The sequence below is a fragment of the Insolitispirillum peregrinum genome (assembly GCF_900156605.1).
GTDB classification, from domain to species: Bacteria; Pseudomonadota; Alphaproteobacteria; order Rhodospirillales; family Rhodospirillaceae; genus Insolitispirillum; species Insolitispirillum peregrinum.
In genome coordinates this window covers 582,649-601,408 of sequence record NZ_FTOA01000001.1, presented here as the reverse complement: position 1 = coordinate 601,408, position 18,760 = coordinate 582,649, and the positions used below count along the sequence as shown (strand labels likewise).

Annotated in this window: 14 protein-coding genes; 6 read left to right on the top strand and 8 right to left on the bottom strand. The window is 60.6% G+C overall.

The annotated features are described in order from the left end of the window. Positions 1–9: 9 nt before the first annotated feature. From BW995_RS02520 to BW995_RS02505, 4 genes are all read right to left on the bottom strand, one after another. A complete protein-coding gene (locus BW995_RS02520) occupies positions 10–2,166 on the bottom strand; it encodes a flagellar hook-basal body complex protein (protein WP_076398561.1) in 2,157 nt (718 codons plus the stop codon). 88 nt (positions 2,167–2,254) lie between these two features. After that, positions 2,255–3,010, bottom strand: coding sequence for a flagellar hook assembly protein FlgD (locus BW995_RS02515; protein WP_076398560.1), 756 nt, complete (start codon positions 3,008–3,010; stop codon positions 2,255–2,257). 147 nt (positions 3,011–3,157) lie between these two features. Further along, a complete protein-coding gene (locus BW995_RS02510; RefSeq protein ID WP_076398558.1) occupies positions 3,158–4,966 on the bottom strand; it encodes a flagellar hook-length control protein FliK in 1,809 nt (602 codons plus the stop codon). Positions 4,967–5,225: 259 nt separating this feature from the next. Continuing rightward, positions 5,226–6,491 (bottom strand): MFS transporter, encoded by a 1,266-nt coding sequence (locus BW995_RS02505; RefSeq protein ID WP_245821222.1) that lies wholly within the window; start codon positions 6,489–6,491, stop codon positions 5,226–5,228. A 357-nt stretch (positions 6,492–6,848) separates the two neighbouring features. Here BW995_RS02505 and BW995_RS02500 point away from each other — a divergent pair, with 357 nt between their 5' ends. The 6 genes from BW995_RS02500 (at position 6,849) to BW995_RS02475 (ending at position 13,120) form a co-directional block, all read left to right on the top strand. Then, positions 6,849–7,316: a response regulator gene (locus BW995_RS02500; protein ID WP_175616960.1), complete on the top strand. Its 468-nt coding sequence runs from the start codon at positions 6,849–6,851 to the stop codon at positions 7,314–7,316. A 163-nt stretch (positions 7,317–7,479) separates the two neighbouring features. Continuing rightward, positions 7,480–7,872, top strand: a complete 393-nt coding sequence (locus tag BW995_RS02495) for a 2Fe-2S iron-sulfur cluster-binding protein (protein ID WP_076398554.1) — start codon at positions 7,480–7,482, stop codon at positions 7,870–7,872. A gap of 203 nt (positions 7,873–8,075) precedes the next feature. Further along, positions 8,076–9,131 (top strand): NAD(P)-dependent alcohol dehydrogenase, encoded by a 1,056-nt coding sequence (locus tag BW995_RS02490; protein WP_076398553.1) that lies wholly within the window; start codon positions 8,076–8,078, stop codon positions 9,129–9,131. Between the two features lie 110 nt (positions 9,132–9,241). After that, on the top strand, positions 9,242–10,909 hold the full coding sequence (locus tag BW995_RS02485; RefSeq protein ID WP_076398551.1) for an ABC transporter permease: 1,668 nt from the start codon (positions 9,242–9,244) through the stop codon (positions 10,907–10,909). Positions 10,910–10,913: 4 nt separating this feature from the next. Next, positions 10,914–11,978, top strand: a complete 1,065-nt coding sequence (locus BW995_RS02480; RefSeq protein ID WP_076398550.1) for an ABC transporter ATP-binding protein — start codon at positions 10,914–10,916, stop codon at positions 11,976–11,978. 101 nt (positions 11,979–12,079) lie between these two features. Beyond that, complete coding sequence (locus BW995_RS02475) at positions 12,080–13,120, top strand: Fe(3+) ABC transporter substrate-binding protein (RefSeq protein WP_076398548.1); 1,041 nt, start codon at positions 12,080–12,082, stop codon at positions 13,118–13,120. Positions 13,121–13,222: 102 nt separating this feature from the next. On the opposite strand, the gene thiD is transcribed toward BW995_RS02475, so the two are convergent. The 4 genes from thiD to ftsH form a co-directional block, all read right to left on the bottom strand. Continuing rightward, entirely contained in the window at positions 13,223–14,062 is an 840-nt protein-coding gene (gene thiD / locus BW995_RS02470; protein WP_076398547.1) for a bifunctional hydroxymethylpyrimidine kinase/phosphomethylpyrimidine kinase, read from the bottom strand. Positions 14,063–14,256: 194 nt separating this feature from the next. After that, a complete protein-coding gene (gene glmM / locus BW995_RS02465; protein WP_076398545.1) occupies positions 14,257–15,627 on the bottom strand; it encodes a phosphoglucosamine mutase in 1,371 nt (456 codons plus the stop codon). Positions 15,628–15,644: 17 nt separating this feature from the next. Further along, positions 15,645–16,745 (bottom strand): dihydropteroate synthase, encoded by a 1,101-nt coding sequence (gene folP, locus BW995_RS02460; protein ID WP_245821220.1) that lies wholly within the window; start codon positions 16,743–16,745, stop codon positions 15,645–15,647. Positions 16,746–16,825: 80 nt separating this feature from the next. Then, on the bottom strand, positions 16,826–18,748 hold the full coding sequence (gene ftsH, locus BW995_RS02455; RefSeq protein ID WP_076398542.1) for an ATP-dependent zinc metalloprotease FtsH: 1,923 nt from the start codon (positions 18,746–18,748) through the stop codon (positions 16,826–16,828). Between the last annotated feature and the right edge of the window lie 12 nt (positions 18,749–18,760).

Sequence of the window (18,760 nt, the reverse complement as noted above, 5' to 3'; positions counted from 1 at the left end):
AAACGCAGATTAACGTTTGATGTTGACCAGTTCATCCAGCATGTCGTCAGCGGTGGTAATGATCTTTGACGCCGCCGAATAGGCACGCTGGGTGGTGATCATGCTGGTGAATTCCTCACCCAGATCAACCGTCGAGCCTTCCAGAGACGCACCAGCAATGGTACCGGCGCCAGCCGAACCGGCTTCGCGGACGGTCGGCAAACCAGACACGTCGGTCTGCTGGAACACGTTGCCGGTCATCGATTCCATGCCGTTCGGGTTCACAAAGCTGGCAACCGGGATCATGAAGATCGGGGTGGTCACGCCGTTGTCGAACTGGGCGGTGACGATACCATCTTCGCCGATGCTCACCCCGGAGAAGTTCCCGAACTTGTTACCGTTCTGGCTCAGGTAGTTCAGCTGGTAATCACCCGCCAGCTGCTGCAGACCGTCCTTGGAGTTGTAGTTCCCCAGGAACAGGGAGATCGCAGCGGACTCTGACCCATCCATATCCGCAGCACCGTTGGCCCAGCCAATCTTGATCTGCAAGCGCGGGTCCGGCTCGTCGGTTTCATCTTTGCCCATCAGGGTGTCGACAGAACCGTCACCGCTGAAGGTCACCGCATTCTTGGTGGCATCGTTGCCATTGACCGACGAAGACAGCGCTTCGATCGACCACGCGCCGGACTGCAGCACGGCAGAATTGCTGCTGCTGTTCAGCAGGGCGCTGGTATCGACGGTCAGGGAGTCGGTGGTGCTGCCCTGACGGAACAGGATGCTGTTTTCACCGGCAACACGGCCACCCCAGGTGCTCGGCGGAGTATTCGGAGCCCCAAAGGCCAGCGCCTGGGCGGTGTTGACCTGACGGCCCAACTGGTCCAGCACCTGGCTCAGCGACTTGCCAGCGATATCGATGCTGAATACGTTGGTGCCCAGCGAACCGTTGTTATCGGTGTTGGCCGGCGCACTGAACGCCCCCCCAACTGTACCAGCAGTCACAGGGAATACAGTGGTAAAGCCCGTCCCCGACCCCGACCCATCGTCCTTGATATAGTTCCCAGCGCCATAGTGGCTATCGAAGTACGATTCCACCGTATCGATCAGACGGGAATTGACCTCCGCATCGGTGGTCAGGCCGGTGATGTCGATATCCGTATCAGCGGTCGCACTGGAGGTCAGTTTAAAGGTGACCCCATTAATCTCGATGGTATTACCTTCATTAGTGGCAGCATCCACGAACCCGGACAAGTCAGCCGAGTTGTCGCCTGCCACTTCCGGCATGTCAGCTGAGCTGGTGCCGAACCTAAAGGTATAGGTTTGACCACCAAAGCCCATGGTCATCGACGAACCGTTGGCCGGGACCGACGAAAAATCCATGCGACCAGCAGCAAAATAGGTGTTATGCACCGAGCTTTGGTCGTCGAGGGTAACGTACTTCGCGCCTTCCGGCGGCACAGCTTCGAAATCCCAGGAATTCTGGGCCCGCTTCATCCAGGTGAAGTTCAGGTTGTGGCTGTTGCCGAGGGTGTCATAAACCAGCGCGTTGGTCTTGGCAGTGGTTCCGACCGCCACACTGGTACCACCCGGCAGGTTGGCACCGATGGCCAGCGTTGAGGTCGCACGCGCCGTGCCACCGATCTTTTGCAGGTTCAGCGGCTGCATGTTAACGCTGTCAACAGCGTTGTCATTCATGTAATAGGTGTCGCCGCTGCTGTTCTTGTAGGACTTCATGTAGATGTTTCCATCCACCGGAACCTGGGCCGCCGTCGCCGTACCATCCCAGTTTTCCAGCGGCCAGCCCTGCAGGAAATAGCCACCGACGTTCTTCAGATAGCCGTCCTTGTCAACCTTGAACGAACCGGCGCGGGTATAGGCAAAACCGCTGGAGGTCTGCGCCTGATCCGACACCACAAAGAAACCGCCGCCCGAAATCCCCATGTCGGTCGAGGAGGTGGTCGCCTGCAGCAGCCCCTGCACGTCAATGCCCTTGCGCGGTGCCGACTGCACACCACCGGGGCTGTACTTGGTGGAGGAAACCTGCTTGGTCACCAGGGTCTGGAAATTGGTCTGGGTTCCCTTGTAACCGGTGGTGTTGACGTTGGTGACGTTATCGGCAATGGCCCCCATCGCACTGGACTGGGACGCCAGGCCGGAAACACCCGCATACAAAGCACCGTAAAGCGACATGGTGGTAACTCCTTAAGCTCATGCCGTTCAAGCGGCAGACTTTTATCTTTCTGATAATTTCTCGAAGCGTTCTGACAGATCAGCAGAATTAACCGCTGGAGCTATCCGAGCTGTCGCTGTCGGTCGAAGAGGCATCCGTACCCGTAGCCGTCCCCGTGCTGGCAACCTCTTTCTTCGGTGTCACCGACAACACATCAGACAGCGCCACACCGACCTTACCCATCACCAGCATGGTTTCCCCATTCTGGGTGGTAACCCCGTCCACGGTCCCGAAGACCGTCGTCCAGGTGTCGATCGAAGCCCCATCCTTATCAAGAGCCGTAACCGAGATGTTATAGATGCCATCGTCAAGCTGGTTGCCGTCAGCATCCTTGCCGTCCCACTTGAAGTCATGGACACCGGCGGTGGTCAGACCAGAGGTGGTATAGACCGTCTTGCCCGCGCTGTCGGTGATCATGATCCCGACCGACTTGGCATCGGCCTTCAGGCCATAGGCAAAGCGCCCTGCACCATCCTGCAACGGCATCTTGCTGCTTTCGGCTTCGATGTTCATGCCGATGTACTGAACGGCCATCGATGCCTGGCTACCCTTGCCGACGGTGACCAGACTGTCGAGTTTTTCGTTCTGCGCGATCTGCTGTTCCACCTGGGCAAACTGCACCAACTGGTTGGTAAACTCATTAGAGTCCATCGGTGACAGCGGATCCTGGTTCTTGAGCTGCGTGGTCAGCATGGTCAAGAATGTATTCATGTCATTGGCCAGCTTGTTGCGGCCCGATGACGTTGATTGGGTATAGGCGTTCCCGAGGGCGACGCTTTCCTGAGCACCTGTCACAGAAGGCATTGTTCTAATCCTTACTGAAGACGACGAAGTAGCCTCTTCAGGCTCTTACCAAAACCAGTAACACTTTCCGGAAAGGGTCCGGCCCTTCAGGAACGGACATCTCACCAGTTTTTACCCGGCAGACCAACCCATACTCATGGACCAGCCTTACACGTTGATATCAACCCCGCCACGGGCCGCGGCCTGCTGGCTGCGAATGGTTTCCATATCCGGCACTCCCAGATCAAGGCCATCTTCCAGAGTCTGACCCCGGCCGCCATAGGGATTGCCTGCACCGCGGCCATTCCCGCCTTCGTTGCCAGACATCATCTGTCCAGCGGCATTTTCACCGCGCAACGAGAAACTGAGGGAATTGCTGTCAGCCTGCAGACCGGCATCCCCCAGCGACTTGACCAGACCGGTCGCATCGGCTTTCAGGGCATCCAGCGTTGACTGGCTGTCAGCGGTCACATGGGCGGTCACCCGACCGTCCCGCACGCTCAGCTTGACATCGACCCGGCCCAGCTCGGCCGGGTTCAGCTGGATGCGGATATTGTCCAGCCCCTGAGCCGCCTGCTGCGTAATTTTAACCTTGACCTGCTCGACGGCCTGTTGCTGCAGGGGAGACTGCGGGTTCGCAGCGGCCTGCGTCTGACCAGCGGTCGAGGTTCCCTGCTGGGCCGACAGGCTCTGGCCGAAGGTTCCCAGCGGGGTGGTCATCGACGAAGAGGTCGAGCTGCCGGAAGAACTGGCCCCGGCCACATCATCAATGGCTGCAACGGTGGTCGCGGCGGCGGTATCGACCGCCGTTGCCGTGGCGGAAGCATCAGCGGCAGCAGCAGCCGCGCCCGCCGCAGTTGCCCCGGCAGCGACAGCGGCCGTCTGCTGGGCCTGCGGTGACTGCATCATGGTCTGGGCTGCGTGGGCCCCCGGCCCACCCTGCCCCTGAGCGGTATTCTGTGCGACCTGCTGCCCCAGACTCGGAGTCCCCGGCGCCACGGCGTCCTGCGCCGCGTCTGCTACTTCTCCAGAAGTCATGAAGGGCGCATCAGCATCCTGAGTCGCGGTGTTCGCTACCGCCGCCTGCTGGTGGGTCAACCCGGTTGTCGGAGCAACCTTGGCAGCATCAGTGGCAGGGGCATTCTGCGTGCTGCTGGTCGCAGCCTGCTGGACATCGACCTCAACCTTGACAGTCTTGCCCTGATTCTGCGTCCCCATCGCTTTGGCAATGCCCTGAGCCTGAGCCGATGTGTTGGCCTGGGTCTGGACAGCCTGCTGGGCCGCAGCCGGATCCTGCACCACGGCCTGCGCCTGAACGACAGGCTGGGGCGCATCCGACTGAGTGGTCGTTGTCTGGGGCTGGGGCATCACCGGGGCCGTATTTTCTTGCTGCTGGACAGCAGCCTGAGCCGCCAACTGGCCCAACGGTCCCACAGGTTTCACCGGTGCGGCAGCCTGCGCCGAAAGCAACTGATCCCCGGCAGCCTCACCCTGCAGCAGATCGTCCCCGCCCTGAGCGGTCAGCGAGCTGTCGCCATCAACAACAGTTCCGGCTGTTACCCCGACAGAGGTCGCCACAGGGGCCTGTTCGGTCGGCATCTGTCCGACCTGCATCCAGAACGGAGGCTCGGCCTGAGCCGAAGACTGCCCGTCATCCTCATCGCCATCCTCTTCGACGTCATCGGTCGTAGAGGAACTGGTACGGGCATCGGCAGTTTCCCGAACCGGCTTTTCTTTGGCCGACGGAGCATCCCGGCGCACCGGTTCCCTGGCCTCAGGCTCAGAGGAGGTTGCCCGTTGCGTCACAGCCGGAGCTGGCGTCAACGACAATGACGCAGCATTGCCAAAAGCAGTCTGGGTCAGGAGCGAAGCAAAGGAAGATCCGGCATCGCTAGCCTCGCTGGCAGAGGTCGCAGTCGACGACGCCGTTTTGTTGGTCGTCGCAGAGCTGACCGACTGAATGCTGAGGAGATCCATGATTCTGTCCTCGTCTTTTCTTTCCGAGCCTTAACCAAGCCAGGCACACCATGCACATGGCGTTCACAAAGCAAATCGCATGCCACTCGACACATTCCAGTAACCAGCAGGAAACAAACAATTTTTTATTTACATCCTGCTTCAGGACCTCTGCGCGAAGAGGCAATATTTGCCGTACCCTGCAAAAGGTGCCGTCCTGACCCGGCACTTCTCGTAACTCCTTGCCATACAAGAAAAGCAGGTTCCTGTTAAAAGGTCATTAAGAACGACCAGCCTTTGCCGTTTCCATCTGGCTCCGCCCTTCCTTGTGACCCGACATTGCGGGCAAGGCAAAAGCAGCCAGCGCCACCATTCCAGCCAGAGCAGCCAGCACAACGAACAGCGCCGTCAAATCCCCCGTCGCCGCCCGCACCATGCCAACAACAGGAACAGCCAGAGCCGCCATGCCGAAATTCAGCACGAATTTCAGCCCATAGGCAGTCCCCCGCCACTTTTCGGGTGTATAGCGCGCCAGCAGCATGTTTTCTGCCGGCAGGGTGCTGGTGTTAAAGGTCACCATCAGCATTGCCACACCAACCAGCGGAGCACCAGTCGCCCAGGCTGCCATTGCCAGCAACGGCCCCTGCACCAGCCAGGCCAACAGGTAGACCCATTTCAGGGAAAAACGATCGGCCAGATGACCGGCGACCAGCTGGAAACAGGCCGAAAAACCGTACACCAGCATCACCGCTGTTCCCGGCCCGACGGTACCACCGCCAAGAAAGCCAAACAGGCGGTCATCAAAGACTTTCGGCAAAGCCGCCTGTGTCGACTGATAGACCAGTCCACCGACCAGCATGCCCAACGCCAGCACCATGAAGGCACGAACGGTATCACCCTTCTGGACCGCCACCACCGCACGCGTCCGGGCCTTGCCGTTAACAACCCAGCCTTTCCGCAGGCTGAGCCAGAACACGGCTCCGGTCACAATGGCAAGGCTACCCGGCACCAGAAACGCCGCCCGCCAACTGACCCATTCGGTCAGCGCACCGGCAACCACCCCTGCCACCGCGGGCCCCAGACTGCCAAAAATTCCATTCACCCCCAGCGCCTTGCCCTGGCTATGGGCGGTCCGCACCAGCCAGGCGATCCCGACCGGATGATAGATCGAGCCAAACAGCCCCAAGGCGGTCAGGGCAACCCCCAATTCCCATGATGTGCTGCCAAGGCCACAGGCAATCCCGGCGGCTCCCAGCCCTAAAAAATAGATCAGCATCAGGCGGGTAGCTCCCCACCGATCCCCCAGCCAACCGGCAAGCGGCGCCGCAAGGCCCAGCAGGACTTTCCCGACCACGACCAGAGCCAGCACCGCTTCGTAGGAAATGCCCAGAACGGTTGGCAACACCAGCGCTACGACAAAGAACGTCGGCTCGAAAAAATGGACAAAGAAATGACCCAGACAGGAAAAGCCCACCGCCAGACGATCAGATCCGCCAATGGATGCAGGTATTGTTTGTCCCTCGGGTCCAGATGGTTCGACAGACATGGTCCCTCCTGAAAGGTTGCGTGCAAGGGCACGACCAAGAGATCACCCTGCACCTGCATCATGGACCGCCAGGCCCATTCCATCGCGATCCATTACGGTGAAAACCATGCCGTGTCAAAGACAGGGGCAGTCAGAATACCCGCAAAATCCCTATTCTTCTTGAGATTTTGCCATATCCCCGATAGAATTCCCCTTTATTCTGGAAGACCCGGAAATATCTCCAGCATGATTCAGAAAACAGGGTCGCCAGATCACAAAAAAGAGTAAAATATCTTTCCCGTTCGAAAGCGAAAGCCGTGAACCATGGATTAAACAATGTCGCATAGACAATCAAAATATCTCCGCAATGTCACGGCAATGATTGTTGATTCCAATCCGTTTTCCCGCCGGATTCTCCGCACCATTCTCCATGCCTTTGGCTGCAAGTCGTGGATGGAGTGTGCGGACGCTGCCGAAGCCTTGAAGATTTTGCGCCACAGTACCCCCGACATTCTGTTCACCGAACTGCATATGGCTCCGCTGAATGGCAATGAATTGATCCAGTTCATCAGGAAAGACGAGAACCCGTCGATCCATTTCATGCCGGTGATCGTCGTCAGCGCCTATAGCGAAATATACCGGGTGGTCGAGGCCCGTGATTGCGGTGCCAACGAATTCCTGATCAAACCGTACTCTGCCGCTTCCCTGCTGGGCCGCATCCGGGAAGTCATCGAGCGCCCGCGCCCGTTTGTACGCCTGCCGTCCTATTTCGGCCCGGATCGCCGCCGCCGCAGCTCGCCAACACCACGCGGGGTTCGTCGACGGTCTACCGACCTGAAGGACTAAAGTTGTGAGCGAACACATTCTCCGCTTTCCCGGCAGTTTTCCTTGCGGAAGCCAGTCGGCAGGCCTATCGTATATCCACATCGCTGCCCGGGTTTTACCCGGGTGCTCCCCCCGGCGTTGCGTGCTCCCCCTTTTCTGAAACAAAGACAATAGGGTCTGGACCATGGCAAACGTCACTTTTTCCGGCTTAACCTTGCCGAAAGACATCACCGTTTACGCCGTCGCTGGCGATACCGGTACCTTGCTGGCCGTCGCCAAGCAGAACAATGTCCCCATTCCGTTCCAGTGCCAGGATGGCGAGTGCGGTTCCTGTCTGGTGAAAGTCACCGTCCTTGGTGACAATCCCCCGATGGCCTCGGCACTGACCGAAAAAGAAAAGGTTACCCTGTCGGTCAATGGCAAGCTCGACAAGGCAACCCTCTACGCTGCTGAAACCAACGACATGCCGCCTGCCTACCGTCTGGCGTGCCAGTACGTCGTCCGCAGCGAAGACATTCTGGTCGAATTCACCGGCGAACCCGGTGTCGAAATCGACCTGCGTCGCGCTGCCAGGTAACGTGCCCAGAGTCGTGCGGAAGGTCAGGGCTGGCCTTCCGCACGATCTTTCCTGCCCCGGCTTCCCTGCTCCGGCTTCCCTCGCCCCTGACCTTTGAATTCCATTCATAAGCTCATACAATTCAAGCCCCCTAATCATCAAAGCGCACCGTTGCTAGAGTCCGGGCTCACGCTCTTTATCCTGCCTTTAAGGGACTCTTCAGCATGACCCTCGTCAAAGCCTATGGCGCCCACGCCGCCGACAAACCGCTGGAAGCCATGACCATCAGCCGCCGCCAACCCGGTCCGCATGATGTGCAGATTGATATTCTTTACTGTGGCGTCTGCCATTCCGACCTGCATCAGGTGCGTTCACAGTGGGAAGGCACCCTCTACCCCTGCGTTCCCGGCCATGAGATTGTCGGCACGGTCAGCGCCGTCGGTGCCCATGTGCAGAACGTCCGGGTTGGCGACACCGTTGGCGTCGGCTGTCTGGTCGATAGCTGCCAGCACTGTGACCCGTGCAATGATGGGCTGGAACAGTACTGCGAACACGGTTTTACCGGCACCTACAACTTCCCCACCCCGGACGCACCGGGCCACACACTGGGGGGCTATTCCCAGCAGATCGTGGTCAAGGAAAATTTCGTCCTCAAAATCACCCATCCGGCAGAGCAACTGGCTGCCGTCGCGCCGTTGTTGTGCGCCGGGATCACCACTTATTCGCCGCTGCGTCACTGGCAGGCCGGTCCGGGCAAAAAGGTCGGTATCGTTGGCATTGGTGGTCTGGGACACATGGGGATCAAGCTGGCTCATGCCATGGGCGCCCACACCGTCGCCTTCACCACCTCGGAAAGCAAGCGGCAGGATGCGCTGGCACTGGGGGCTGACGAAGTGGTGGTGTCCCGCAATGCCGAAGAAATGGCACACCACGCCCGCAGCTTTGATTTCATTCTCAATACCGTCGCCGCCAGCCACAATCTCGACGATTATATCTCGTTGCTGGCGCTGAATGGCACCCTGTGTCTGGTTGGTGCCCCCGATCACAGCCACCCGTCGCCGAATGTCTTTAACCTGATCTTTGGTCGCCGCTCCATCGCCGGATCGCTGATTGGCGGTATTGCCGAAACGCAGGAGATGCTCGATTTCTGCGCCGAAAAGGGCATCGTCTCTGATATCGAAATGATCCGGGCCCAGCAGATTGATCAAGCCTATGAGCGGATGCTGAACAACGATGTCAAATACCGCTTTGTGATCGACATTGCCAGCATGGCAGAATGATCCATCCACAAAGACAAGCGCATCCCTTTTTGCCATCTCCCTGCGAATGAATTGCATCCGGGGCACACAAAGATTAATTTACCGTAATCTCTGTGTGCCCCGGATGCCCAATGTCCCCATCTCCTCACCCGTCCCGCCACTGGACCATCACCGCCATGACTCTCTGCGGGCTGGTCGCGTTACCCATTCTGACCGTCTGCGCCAGCTTTTTCTTTGCAACGGCGGATGTCTGGGGCCATCTGCTGGACACCGTATTCCCCCGCTATGTCGGAACGTCCCTGCTGTTGATGCTGTTGGTTGGCGGCGGCGTGACCGTCGGAGGTGTCGGCACCGCCTGGCTGGTGACGATGTGCCGTCTGCCCGGTGCCCGCTGGCTGGAATGGGCCTTGCTGCTGCCGATGGCCATGCCAGCCTATGTGGTGGCCTATACCTTCACCGATCTGTTCGCCTATGCCGGCCCGGTCCAGAGCACGCTGCGGCTGTGGTTTGGCTGGCGAACGGCAGCGGAGTACTGGTTTCCGGCCATCCGCTCGACCGGCGGCGCGGCAGCGGTGCTGACGCTGGTCCTCTACCCTTATGTCTACATGCTGGCACGGACGGCGTTCCTGGAACAGTCGGTCTGCGTGCTGGAAGTCGCCCGCACCCTTGGCCGGGGCCCATGGCGGGCGTTCTGGTCGGTGGCCTTTCCCCTCGCCCGCCCGGCCATTGTTGCCGGTGTGGCACTGGCCCTGATGGAGACGCTGAACGACTTCGGGACGGTTGATTACTTTGCCGTCGATACCCTGTCCACCGGCATTTATCGCACCTGGCTGGGACTGGGCCAGCCCCTTGCGGCGGCTCAGCTGGGTGCGGTCCTGACCGGGTTTGTCTTTCTGCTGTTGTCGGTCGAACGCTGGTCGCGCGGGCAGGCGCGCTTTCATCATACCACCCCGCGCTATCGCGCCTTGCCCCGGCTGCCGTTATCGCCATCGACCACCGGACTGGCCTTGCTGTTCTGCCTGCTCCCCATTGTGCTCGGCTTTGCTCTGCCGCTGCTGGTTCTGGCCTCATGGGCGTGGAACAGCGGTCTTGGCCGTCTGCTGAGCCGTGATTTCACCATTCTGGCGGGCAACAGCTTTCTGCTGGCATGCCTGAGTGCCGTGCTGGCGGTCAGCGTCGCACTGGTACTGGCCTATGCCCAGCGCCTTTCCCCCCGTCCCCTGACCCGTGCGCTCTGCCGGGTGGCGGCGTTGGGCTATGCCATCCCCGGCAGTGTGATCGCCGTCGGCATCCTGATCCCCCTGACCGCCACCGACCGTTTCCTCAGCAGCAGCCTGCGCGCGCTGACCGGCTGGAGCCCCGGCCTGATCCTGACCGGCACACTGGTCGCCCTGATCTATGCCTATCTGGTGCGGTTCCTCGCCGTCTCGCTGAATGGTGTCGAGGCCAGTCTGGGCAAGGTCACCCCATCGATGGAAGCCGCCGCCCGCACGCTGGGGCAAACCCCCGGCGGAACGTTGCGGCGGGTCCATCTGCCCATCCTGCGCGGCAGCCTGCTGGCAGCGGGCTTGCTGGTGTTTGTTGATGTCCTGAAAGAACTGCCCGCCACCCTGCTGATGCGTCCGTTCAACTTCGACACTCTGGCCGTGCGCACCTATAACCTCGCCTCGGACGAACGCCTGAGCGATGCCGCCGCCCCGGCGCTGGCGATCGTGCTGGTTGGCCTGCTGCCGGTCCTGCTGCTCAGCCGCGCCATTGCCCGCTCCCGTCCGGGAGCCTCTTCTTCTCCCCGGAGCTGACACCATGTCTGCAACCCCTTCCCCATCGGATGCAGGCTTGTCCCTGCTTGGCCTGCACCATGTCTTTGATGGCATCCCGGTGGTGCATGACGTCACCGTGCATGTAGCCCCCGGCGAAATCCTGTGTCTGTTGGGGCCATCCGGGTGCGGCAAGACCACCACCTTGCGCCTGATTGCCGGGCTGGAACCCCCCAGTGGCGGGCGGGTGGTACTGAATGGACGTCAACTGAGCCGCCCCGGCAGCATTATCCCCCCTGAACGCCGGGGAGTCGGCTTTCTTTTTCAGGATTTTGCCCTGTTTCCCCATTTGAACGTCGCCGATAACGTCGGATTCGGGCTATCCAAAAGTGACCCGGCCCGCGCGCACAAAATCCAGTCGTTGTTACAGCAGGTCGGGATGGCCAGCCACAGCATGGCCTGGCCGCACCAGTTGTCTGGCGGCCAGCAGCAGCGGGTGGCCCTCGCCCGTGCCCTTGCCCCCGAACCGGGCCTGATGCTGCTGGATGAGCCATTCTCCGGGCTGGACAAGCGCCTGCGCGATCAGGTCCGCGATGAAACCTTGCGCGTTCTGAAGGAAAGCAACGTCTGCACGGTGATGGTCACCCACGACCCCGAAGAAGCCCTGCTGATGGCCGACAGGATTGCCATCATGCAGGCCGGACATGTGGTTCAGATCGGGACACCGACCGAGCTGTATGACACACCTGCAACGCCGTTTGTGGCGGCATTCTTTGGCGACATCAACAGCATGGAAGGACAGATCCACGGTGAGCACGTGCAATCGCCTCTTGGGCGGCTGCGGCCCGCAGTGATACCGACCGGCCTCGCCGATGGCAGTCCGGTCGGGGTCGTCATCCGGCCCGAGGCGATCAGCCTGAATCCGGCAGACCCTGACGGTGAGGCCATCGTCCGCGACGCCCGCCCCATTGGCCGTGGGGCGCTGGTCTGGCTGGAAATCAACGGCACGCTCTTCAAGGCACGCACCTTTGGCGGTCCCCTGCCAGCCATTGGCGCTGCCTGTGGCTTTACCGTCGATCAGAGCCATACACACGCTTTCGCCAAATTATAAATTTTTCGTAATCTTTCATCTGGAGATCGACGCTTCGGTGTGATACTCAATGTAGGCAAATAAGAATTATTTGCATAATCAACCCTACAGGAGCCCTCCGCATGTCTGCTTCCAGCCGCTTTCTGGCCCTGACCGCCTGCTGCTCGCTGCTCGCCCTTGGCAGTGCCCTTGCCCCGTCCAGCGCCGATGCCGCCGAGGTCAATGTCTATTCAGGCCGTAAAGACCACCTGATGAAGCCGTTGCTCGACAGCTTCACCGCCAAGACCGGCATCGAGGTCAAGCTGTTGTCGGCCAAGGAAGAACAGTTGCTGGAGCGGCTGGTGCAGGAAGGTGCCGACAGCCCGGCCGATGTGCTGATCACCACCGACGTTGCCCGCTTGCGGCAGGCACAGGACGCTGGCGTGCTGCAAGCCACCTCGTCCGAGGCCCTCGCCAAGGCCATTCCCGCCAAGTACCGCGACCCGCAAGGCTATTGGTATGGCCTGTCAGCCCGGGCGCGGGTGATTTTTTATGCCAAGGACCGCGTCAAGCCTGCCGACCTGTCCACCTACGAAGCTCTCGCTGACAGCAAGTGGAAGGGCAAAATCTGCGTCCGCTCGTCGTCGTCGGTCTATAACCAGTCGCTGCTGGCCAGCATCATTGCCGCCGATGGCAAGGACAAGGCCAGCAGTTGGGTCAAGGGCATCGTCGGCAACATGGCCCGTGCTCCGCAGGGTGGCGACCGCGACCAGATTCAGGCGGTGGCCGCGGGCGAATGCGATATCGCCATCGCCAACACCTATTACTACGCCGGAATGATCACCTCGGACAAAGCCGAGGAACGTGACGCCGCCGCCAAGGTTGCCCTGTTCTGGCCGAACCAGAATGATCGTGGCGCACACGTCAATGTTTCCGGCGCTGGCGTCACCAAGGCCGCCAAGCACAGCGCCGAGGCCCTGAAGCTGATCGAATTCCTCGCCAGCCCCGAGGCCCAGAAAATCTATGCCGAAGGTAATGGAGAGTTCCCGGTGGTCGAAAGCGTGCCCTCATCTGACTTGATCAAGTCGTGGGGAACATTCAAGGCCGAAAGCATCAACGTCGCCGCCATTGGGGCGCAGGTCCCCGAAGCGGTCAAGCTGTTCGACAAGGAAGGCTGGCGGTAACGAAGAATGGCCTGCTTCATCCGGGGCAGGCCATCTTGTTTCCATCACAGGCTAGAGCATTTCTCGGTCTCCAAGGATCACGATAAATGCTCTAATGACTTGTTATTTAAGCAAATACGTCGTCGCAGATGTGTCCATCTGCTCGGGATTTGCTCTAACCGTATGGGCATGGTTCAGGGGGCCATGCCCATTGCCATATCCCGGTGCCAGTTCAATCGCCCGCCGGACATAGGCCCGCGCCCGCACGACCGCCTCGACCAGCGGCAGACCCTGCGCCAGACCGCAGGCAATGGCCGACGCCAGCGTGCAGCCAGTGCCATGCGTGTGGCGGGTTTCCAGCCGGGTATCGGTAAAGCGGTGCAGGCTGTCGGCTGTTACCAGCATATCGAGCAGGGTATCACCCTCAAGGTGCCCCCCCTTCAGCAGGACAGCCTGCGCAGCCAGCGCCTCAAGGGCGGGCAAGGCGGCCTCCATGTCCTGTTCGGTGGTCAGGGTTTGCCCGATCAGCACCCCAGCCTCGGGAAGATTGGGAGTGATCACCGTTGCACGGGGCAGAAGCTCGGCTTTGAGGGCCTCGACCGCTTCAGGTTCCAGCAGCGGATGACCGCCCTTTGCCACCATCACCGTATCCAGCACCACCGGCACATCCGGCGCAAAATCGGCCAGAGCCTGCGCCACCGTGGCAATGATGGAACGGGTTGCCAACATGCCTATCTTGATCGCATTGGCTCCCAGGTCTTCCATCACCACCTGAATTTGCTGACGGATGAAAGCCTCGGGGACCGGGTGGACCCCATGAACCCCCAGCGTATTCTGCGCCGTCAAAGCCGTAATCGCCGTCATGGCAAAGCCACCCAGACAGGTCACCGCCTTGATATCCGCCTGAATGCCTGCTCCACCACCGGAATCCGAACCGGCGATGATCAACACTTTGCCTTTCATGGCGTTATCCCTACACGACAGTTTCTGAAAAAGAATGGGCTACCGCCCATGCCCGTTTGGGTGCGAGGCCCCCAAACCCCCATTTTTTCTTTCAATATCAAATTAATGGGGTCTGGGGCCTCCCGGCCCCAGCGAGGTGTGGAGCAGTGCTCCACGTCCCTTCCGCCCTTTATTTCGCGTCCTGCCGGAGAGACTTATCCCTCGTGCGCCGCTGCCGTCTCGATGGCGGCAACGATGGTGGCCACCGCCTTTTCCACCGACGCCCTGTCCTCGCCTTCGGCCATCACCCGCACCAGCGGTTCGGTCCCCGATTTGCGCAGCAGAATCCGGCCCTTGCCCGCAAAAGCGGCGTCACAATCCAGCACCGCCTGCTTGACCTGAGCATCATCCAGCAGCTGATCCGCCTGCGACTTGTCGCGCAAACGAACATTCTTCAACAGCTGCGGATAAGGCTCAAAGACACGCAACAGCTTGCTGGCCGGGCAATCCCGCAGGACCATTTCCCCCAGAACCTGCAAGGCAGCCACCAGACCATCCCCAGTCGTCGCATGGTCACCCAGCACGATATGACCGGATTGTTCACCACCAAGGTTAAAGCCCGCCTCGCGCATCCGCTCGACCACATAGCGATCACCGACCGCTGTCCGCTCCAGCGCCAGACCTTCGGCTTTCAGGAAACTTTCCAGCCCCATGTTCGACATCACGGTGGCCACCACCGCGCCGCCTTTCAACAGGCCCTGATCTTTCCACGACTTGCCAATCAGCCCCAGAACCTGATCGCCATCAATCACCACGCCTTTTTCGTCACACAGCACCAGCCGGTCGGCGTCGCCATCAAGGGCAACCCCGATGTCGGCCCCGTGCAGCAGGACCGTTTCGCGCAGCAACTGGGTGTACAGCGAACCGCAATCTTTGTTGATGTTCATCCCGTCGGGGGACACACCAACCTTGATCACTTCGGCCCCCAGTTCCCACAGAACCTGCGGCGCGCTTCTGTAAGCCGCACCGTTGGCGCAATCAATCACCACCTTCAGGCCATCCAGACGACGGCCACGGGGGAAGGCCTGCTTGGCAGATTCGATATAGCGACCGCTGGCGTCATCAATCCGGCGGACCTTGCCCAGCCGCGACGGCGACACCCGCATGTCCTCCAGCCCGTTATCCATCAAGGCTTCGAGGGTCAGCTCAACCTCGTCGGACAGCTTGTAGCCATCGGGACCGAACAGCTTGATGCCATTGTCTTGATAGGGGTTATGCGAGGCGGAAATCATCACCCCCAGATCGGCCCGCAACGAACGGGTCAATTTGGCAACCGCCGGGGTAGAGATCGGCCCGAGCAACGCCACATCCATGCCAACCGCCACGAAACCGGCAGTCAGGGCAGGTTCGATCATGTAGCCGGACAGGCGGGTATCCTTGCCGATCACCACCGTATGGCGATGGTCGCCCCGCTTGAAATAGTGCCCGGCGGCCATGCCCAGCTTCAGGGCAATTTCGGCAGTCATCGGATCGGTATTGGCTGTCCCGCGGATACCGTCGGTGCCGAAATATTTTCTGCCACTCATCACTCAACCACCCTGCTTTAATAAGACTGATCGTTCCATACGGGATCATCCCCACCAGCGGGACCGCTGCGCGCAATGGCATGCCAGATGGTCAACGCCTGCACCGTCTCGGCAACGTCATGCACGCGGATCATCTGAACGCCCTGCCCGGCCGCGGTCACCGCCGTCGCCAGCGAGCCGGGCACCCGTCCCAGTGGGGGCTCGCCTCGCGACAGGCGGCCAATATACGACTTCCGCGACACGCCAAGCAACTGCGCACACCCAAGCCCGTGATACATCCCGAGGCGGGCCAGAATCTCGGTATTGTGTTGTACCGATTTGGCAAAACCGATCCCGACGTCTACCGCCAGAGCCTCACGCGGGATTCCTGCTGCCAGGCAGGCCTCCACCCGGTCGGCCAGCGCATCATAAACATCCAGCGGCGCATGGCGATAGCGCGGCGCATCCTGCATGGTGCGGGGATCGCCGATCATGTGCATCAGGATCACCGGCACCCCCAGCCGGGCAGCCACCGCCAGACTGTCGGCATCGCCTTCCAGTGCGGTCACATCGTTGATGATCCCGGCCCCGGCGGCCACCGTTGCCTGCATCACCGCCGCATGACGGGTATCAATCGACACCAGAACGCCCCGCTCGGCCAAAGCCTGAACGACCGGAACCACCCGACGGATTTCTTCATCCGGCGATACGGCATCCGCGCCCGGACGGGTTGATTCCCCACCCACGTCGATAATCGTTGCCCCGGCATCGACCATCGCCAGCGCAGCATTGACCGCCGCTTGCGGGTCCAGATGACGCCCGCCATCCGAAAAGCTGTCGGGAGTGGCGTTGACAATCCCCATCACATGCGGACGGCCCTGCGTCCCGTCCATTGCCAACCCGGCAAAGGGCGGGCAGCGGCTTTCCAGCCCGGCCAGCCGCCGCTTGACCGCCTTATGGACCAGACTGCCCTCGCTGTCGGCCCATGCCAGCAAATCGGATCGTCCGGCAATCGTCGAAACCACCCGCTCGCCCGGCAAACGGACCAGCACCTCGAACGCCGGCAGGATGGCCCCGGTTGCGGGCAAGCCCGCCAGCGGAGCCAGATACAGCGACCGCTCGATATCTTCGTCTGCCACCAGGCGAGAAAAGCCCCGCACTAAGGCGGGGCTTCTGGTCACTGTGGCGAGGGTTTCCCGAGCCTCAGCGTCTCGCATGCTTACACTCCCGGCTGCGGCTCGGAGCCATCCCCGTTACGGGGAGTCTCGGTCGGGCCAGCCTTGGGGATCACCGAACGGCGAACGGTGCTTTCTTCGGTGGCCGAACCGTCGTCCCGCTTCAGGTCTTCACCATCCATCAGGCCGCGGACTTCCTTGCCGCTGAGGGTTTCATATTCCAGCAGACCCTGAGCAATCCGTTCCAGCTGGTCGCGGTTGTCGGTGATGATCTTGTAGGCGCGCTGATAGCCAGCCTCGACAATCCGGCGCACTTCCAGATCAATTTCACGGGCGGTTTCTTCGGAAATGTTCTTGTGGGTGGTCACCGAGTGACCCAGGAACACTTCCCCGTCCTGTGAGCCATAGGCCAGCGGCCCCAGCTTGTCGGACATACCCCATTCCGTCACCATCCGGCGGGCGCTTTCGGTCGCCACCTTGATGTCCTGCGACGCGCCGGTGGTCACCTTGTCACGGCCAAAGATCACCTCTTCGGCAATGCGACCACCCATCGCCATCGCCAGACGGGATTCGATATATTCGCGGGTGTGCGAATGACGATCCCCTTCCGGCAGGCTCATCACCAGACCCAGCGCCCGGCCACGCGGCACAATGGTTGCCTTGTGGATCGGATCGCAGGCCGGGCAATGCAGGGAAACCAGCGCGTGTCCGGCTTCGTGATAGGCGGTCAGACGCTTTTCGTCTTCGCTCATCACCATCGACCGGCGCTCGGCGCCCATCATCACCTTGTCCTTGGCTTCTTCAAAGTCGATCTGCGTCACCACCCGCTTACCCTTGCGGGCGGCCAGCAGGGCGGCTTCGTTCACCAGATTCGACAGGTCCGCGCCCGAGAAGCCAGGGGTACCGCGCGCAATCACCCGAATGTCCACATCCGGCCCCAGCGGGGTCTTGCGGGCATGGACCTTCAGGATCTTTTCACGGCCCAGCACATCCGGGTTCGGAACGGTCACCTGACGGTCAAAACGACCGGGACGCAGCAAAGCCGGGTCCAGCACGTCCGGACGGTTGGTTGCCGCCACCAGAATCACGCCTTCGTTGGCTTCGAAACCATCCATCTCGACCAGCAACTGGTTGAGGGTCTGTTCGCGTTCATCGTTGCCACCGCCAAGACCCGCGCCACGATGACGGCCCACGGCGTCGATTTCGTCGATGAAGATGATGCACGGAGCGTTCTTTTTGCCCTGATCGAACATGTCACGGACACGCGACGCACCGACACCAACGAACATTTCCACGAAGTCAGAGCCCGAGATGGTGAAGAACGGCACGTTGGCTTCACCGGCAATCGCTCGGGCCAGCAGGGTCTTACCGGTACCCGGCGGGCCGACCAGCAGCACGCCTTTGGGAATTTTACCGCCCAGACGCTGGAACTTCTGCGGATCGCGCAGGAAGTCCACCACCTCTTCCAGTTCGGACTTGGCTTCGTCAATGCCCGCCACGTCTTCAAAGGTCACCCGCCCGGCCTTTTCGGTCATCAGGCGGGCCTTGGACTTGCCAAAGCCCATTGCCTTGCCCGAACCGCCCTGCATCTGGCGCATGAAGAAAATCCACACCCCGATCAGCAGCAACATCGGGAACCACGAGATCAACACGCCCAGAATGGTCGGCATGTCATCATCGGGCGGGACAACGGTAATCTTGACGTTGCCTTTCCGCAGGTCCTCAATCACACCGGAACCGTCGGGCAGGTAGGTCGAGAACGAGCGGTTATCCTGATACTGACCGCTCAGGGTCTTGCCCTGAATGGTAACCTCGCGCACGTCTCCGCGTTCCACGTTTTCGAGGAACGTCGAGAACGGAACGGCAGAAGCCGAAGTGCGCGGCGACGAGTTCTGAAACAGGTTGAACAGCGCCACCAACAGCACGGCGATGATTACCCACAGGAGCAGGTTCTTACTGATATTCAAGGCGCTGCCCTT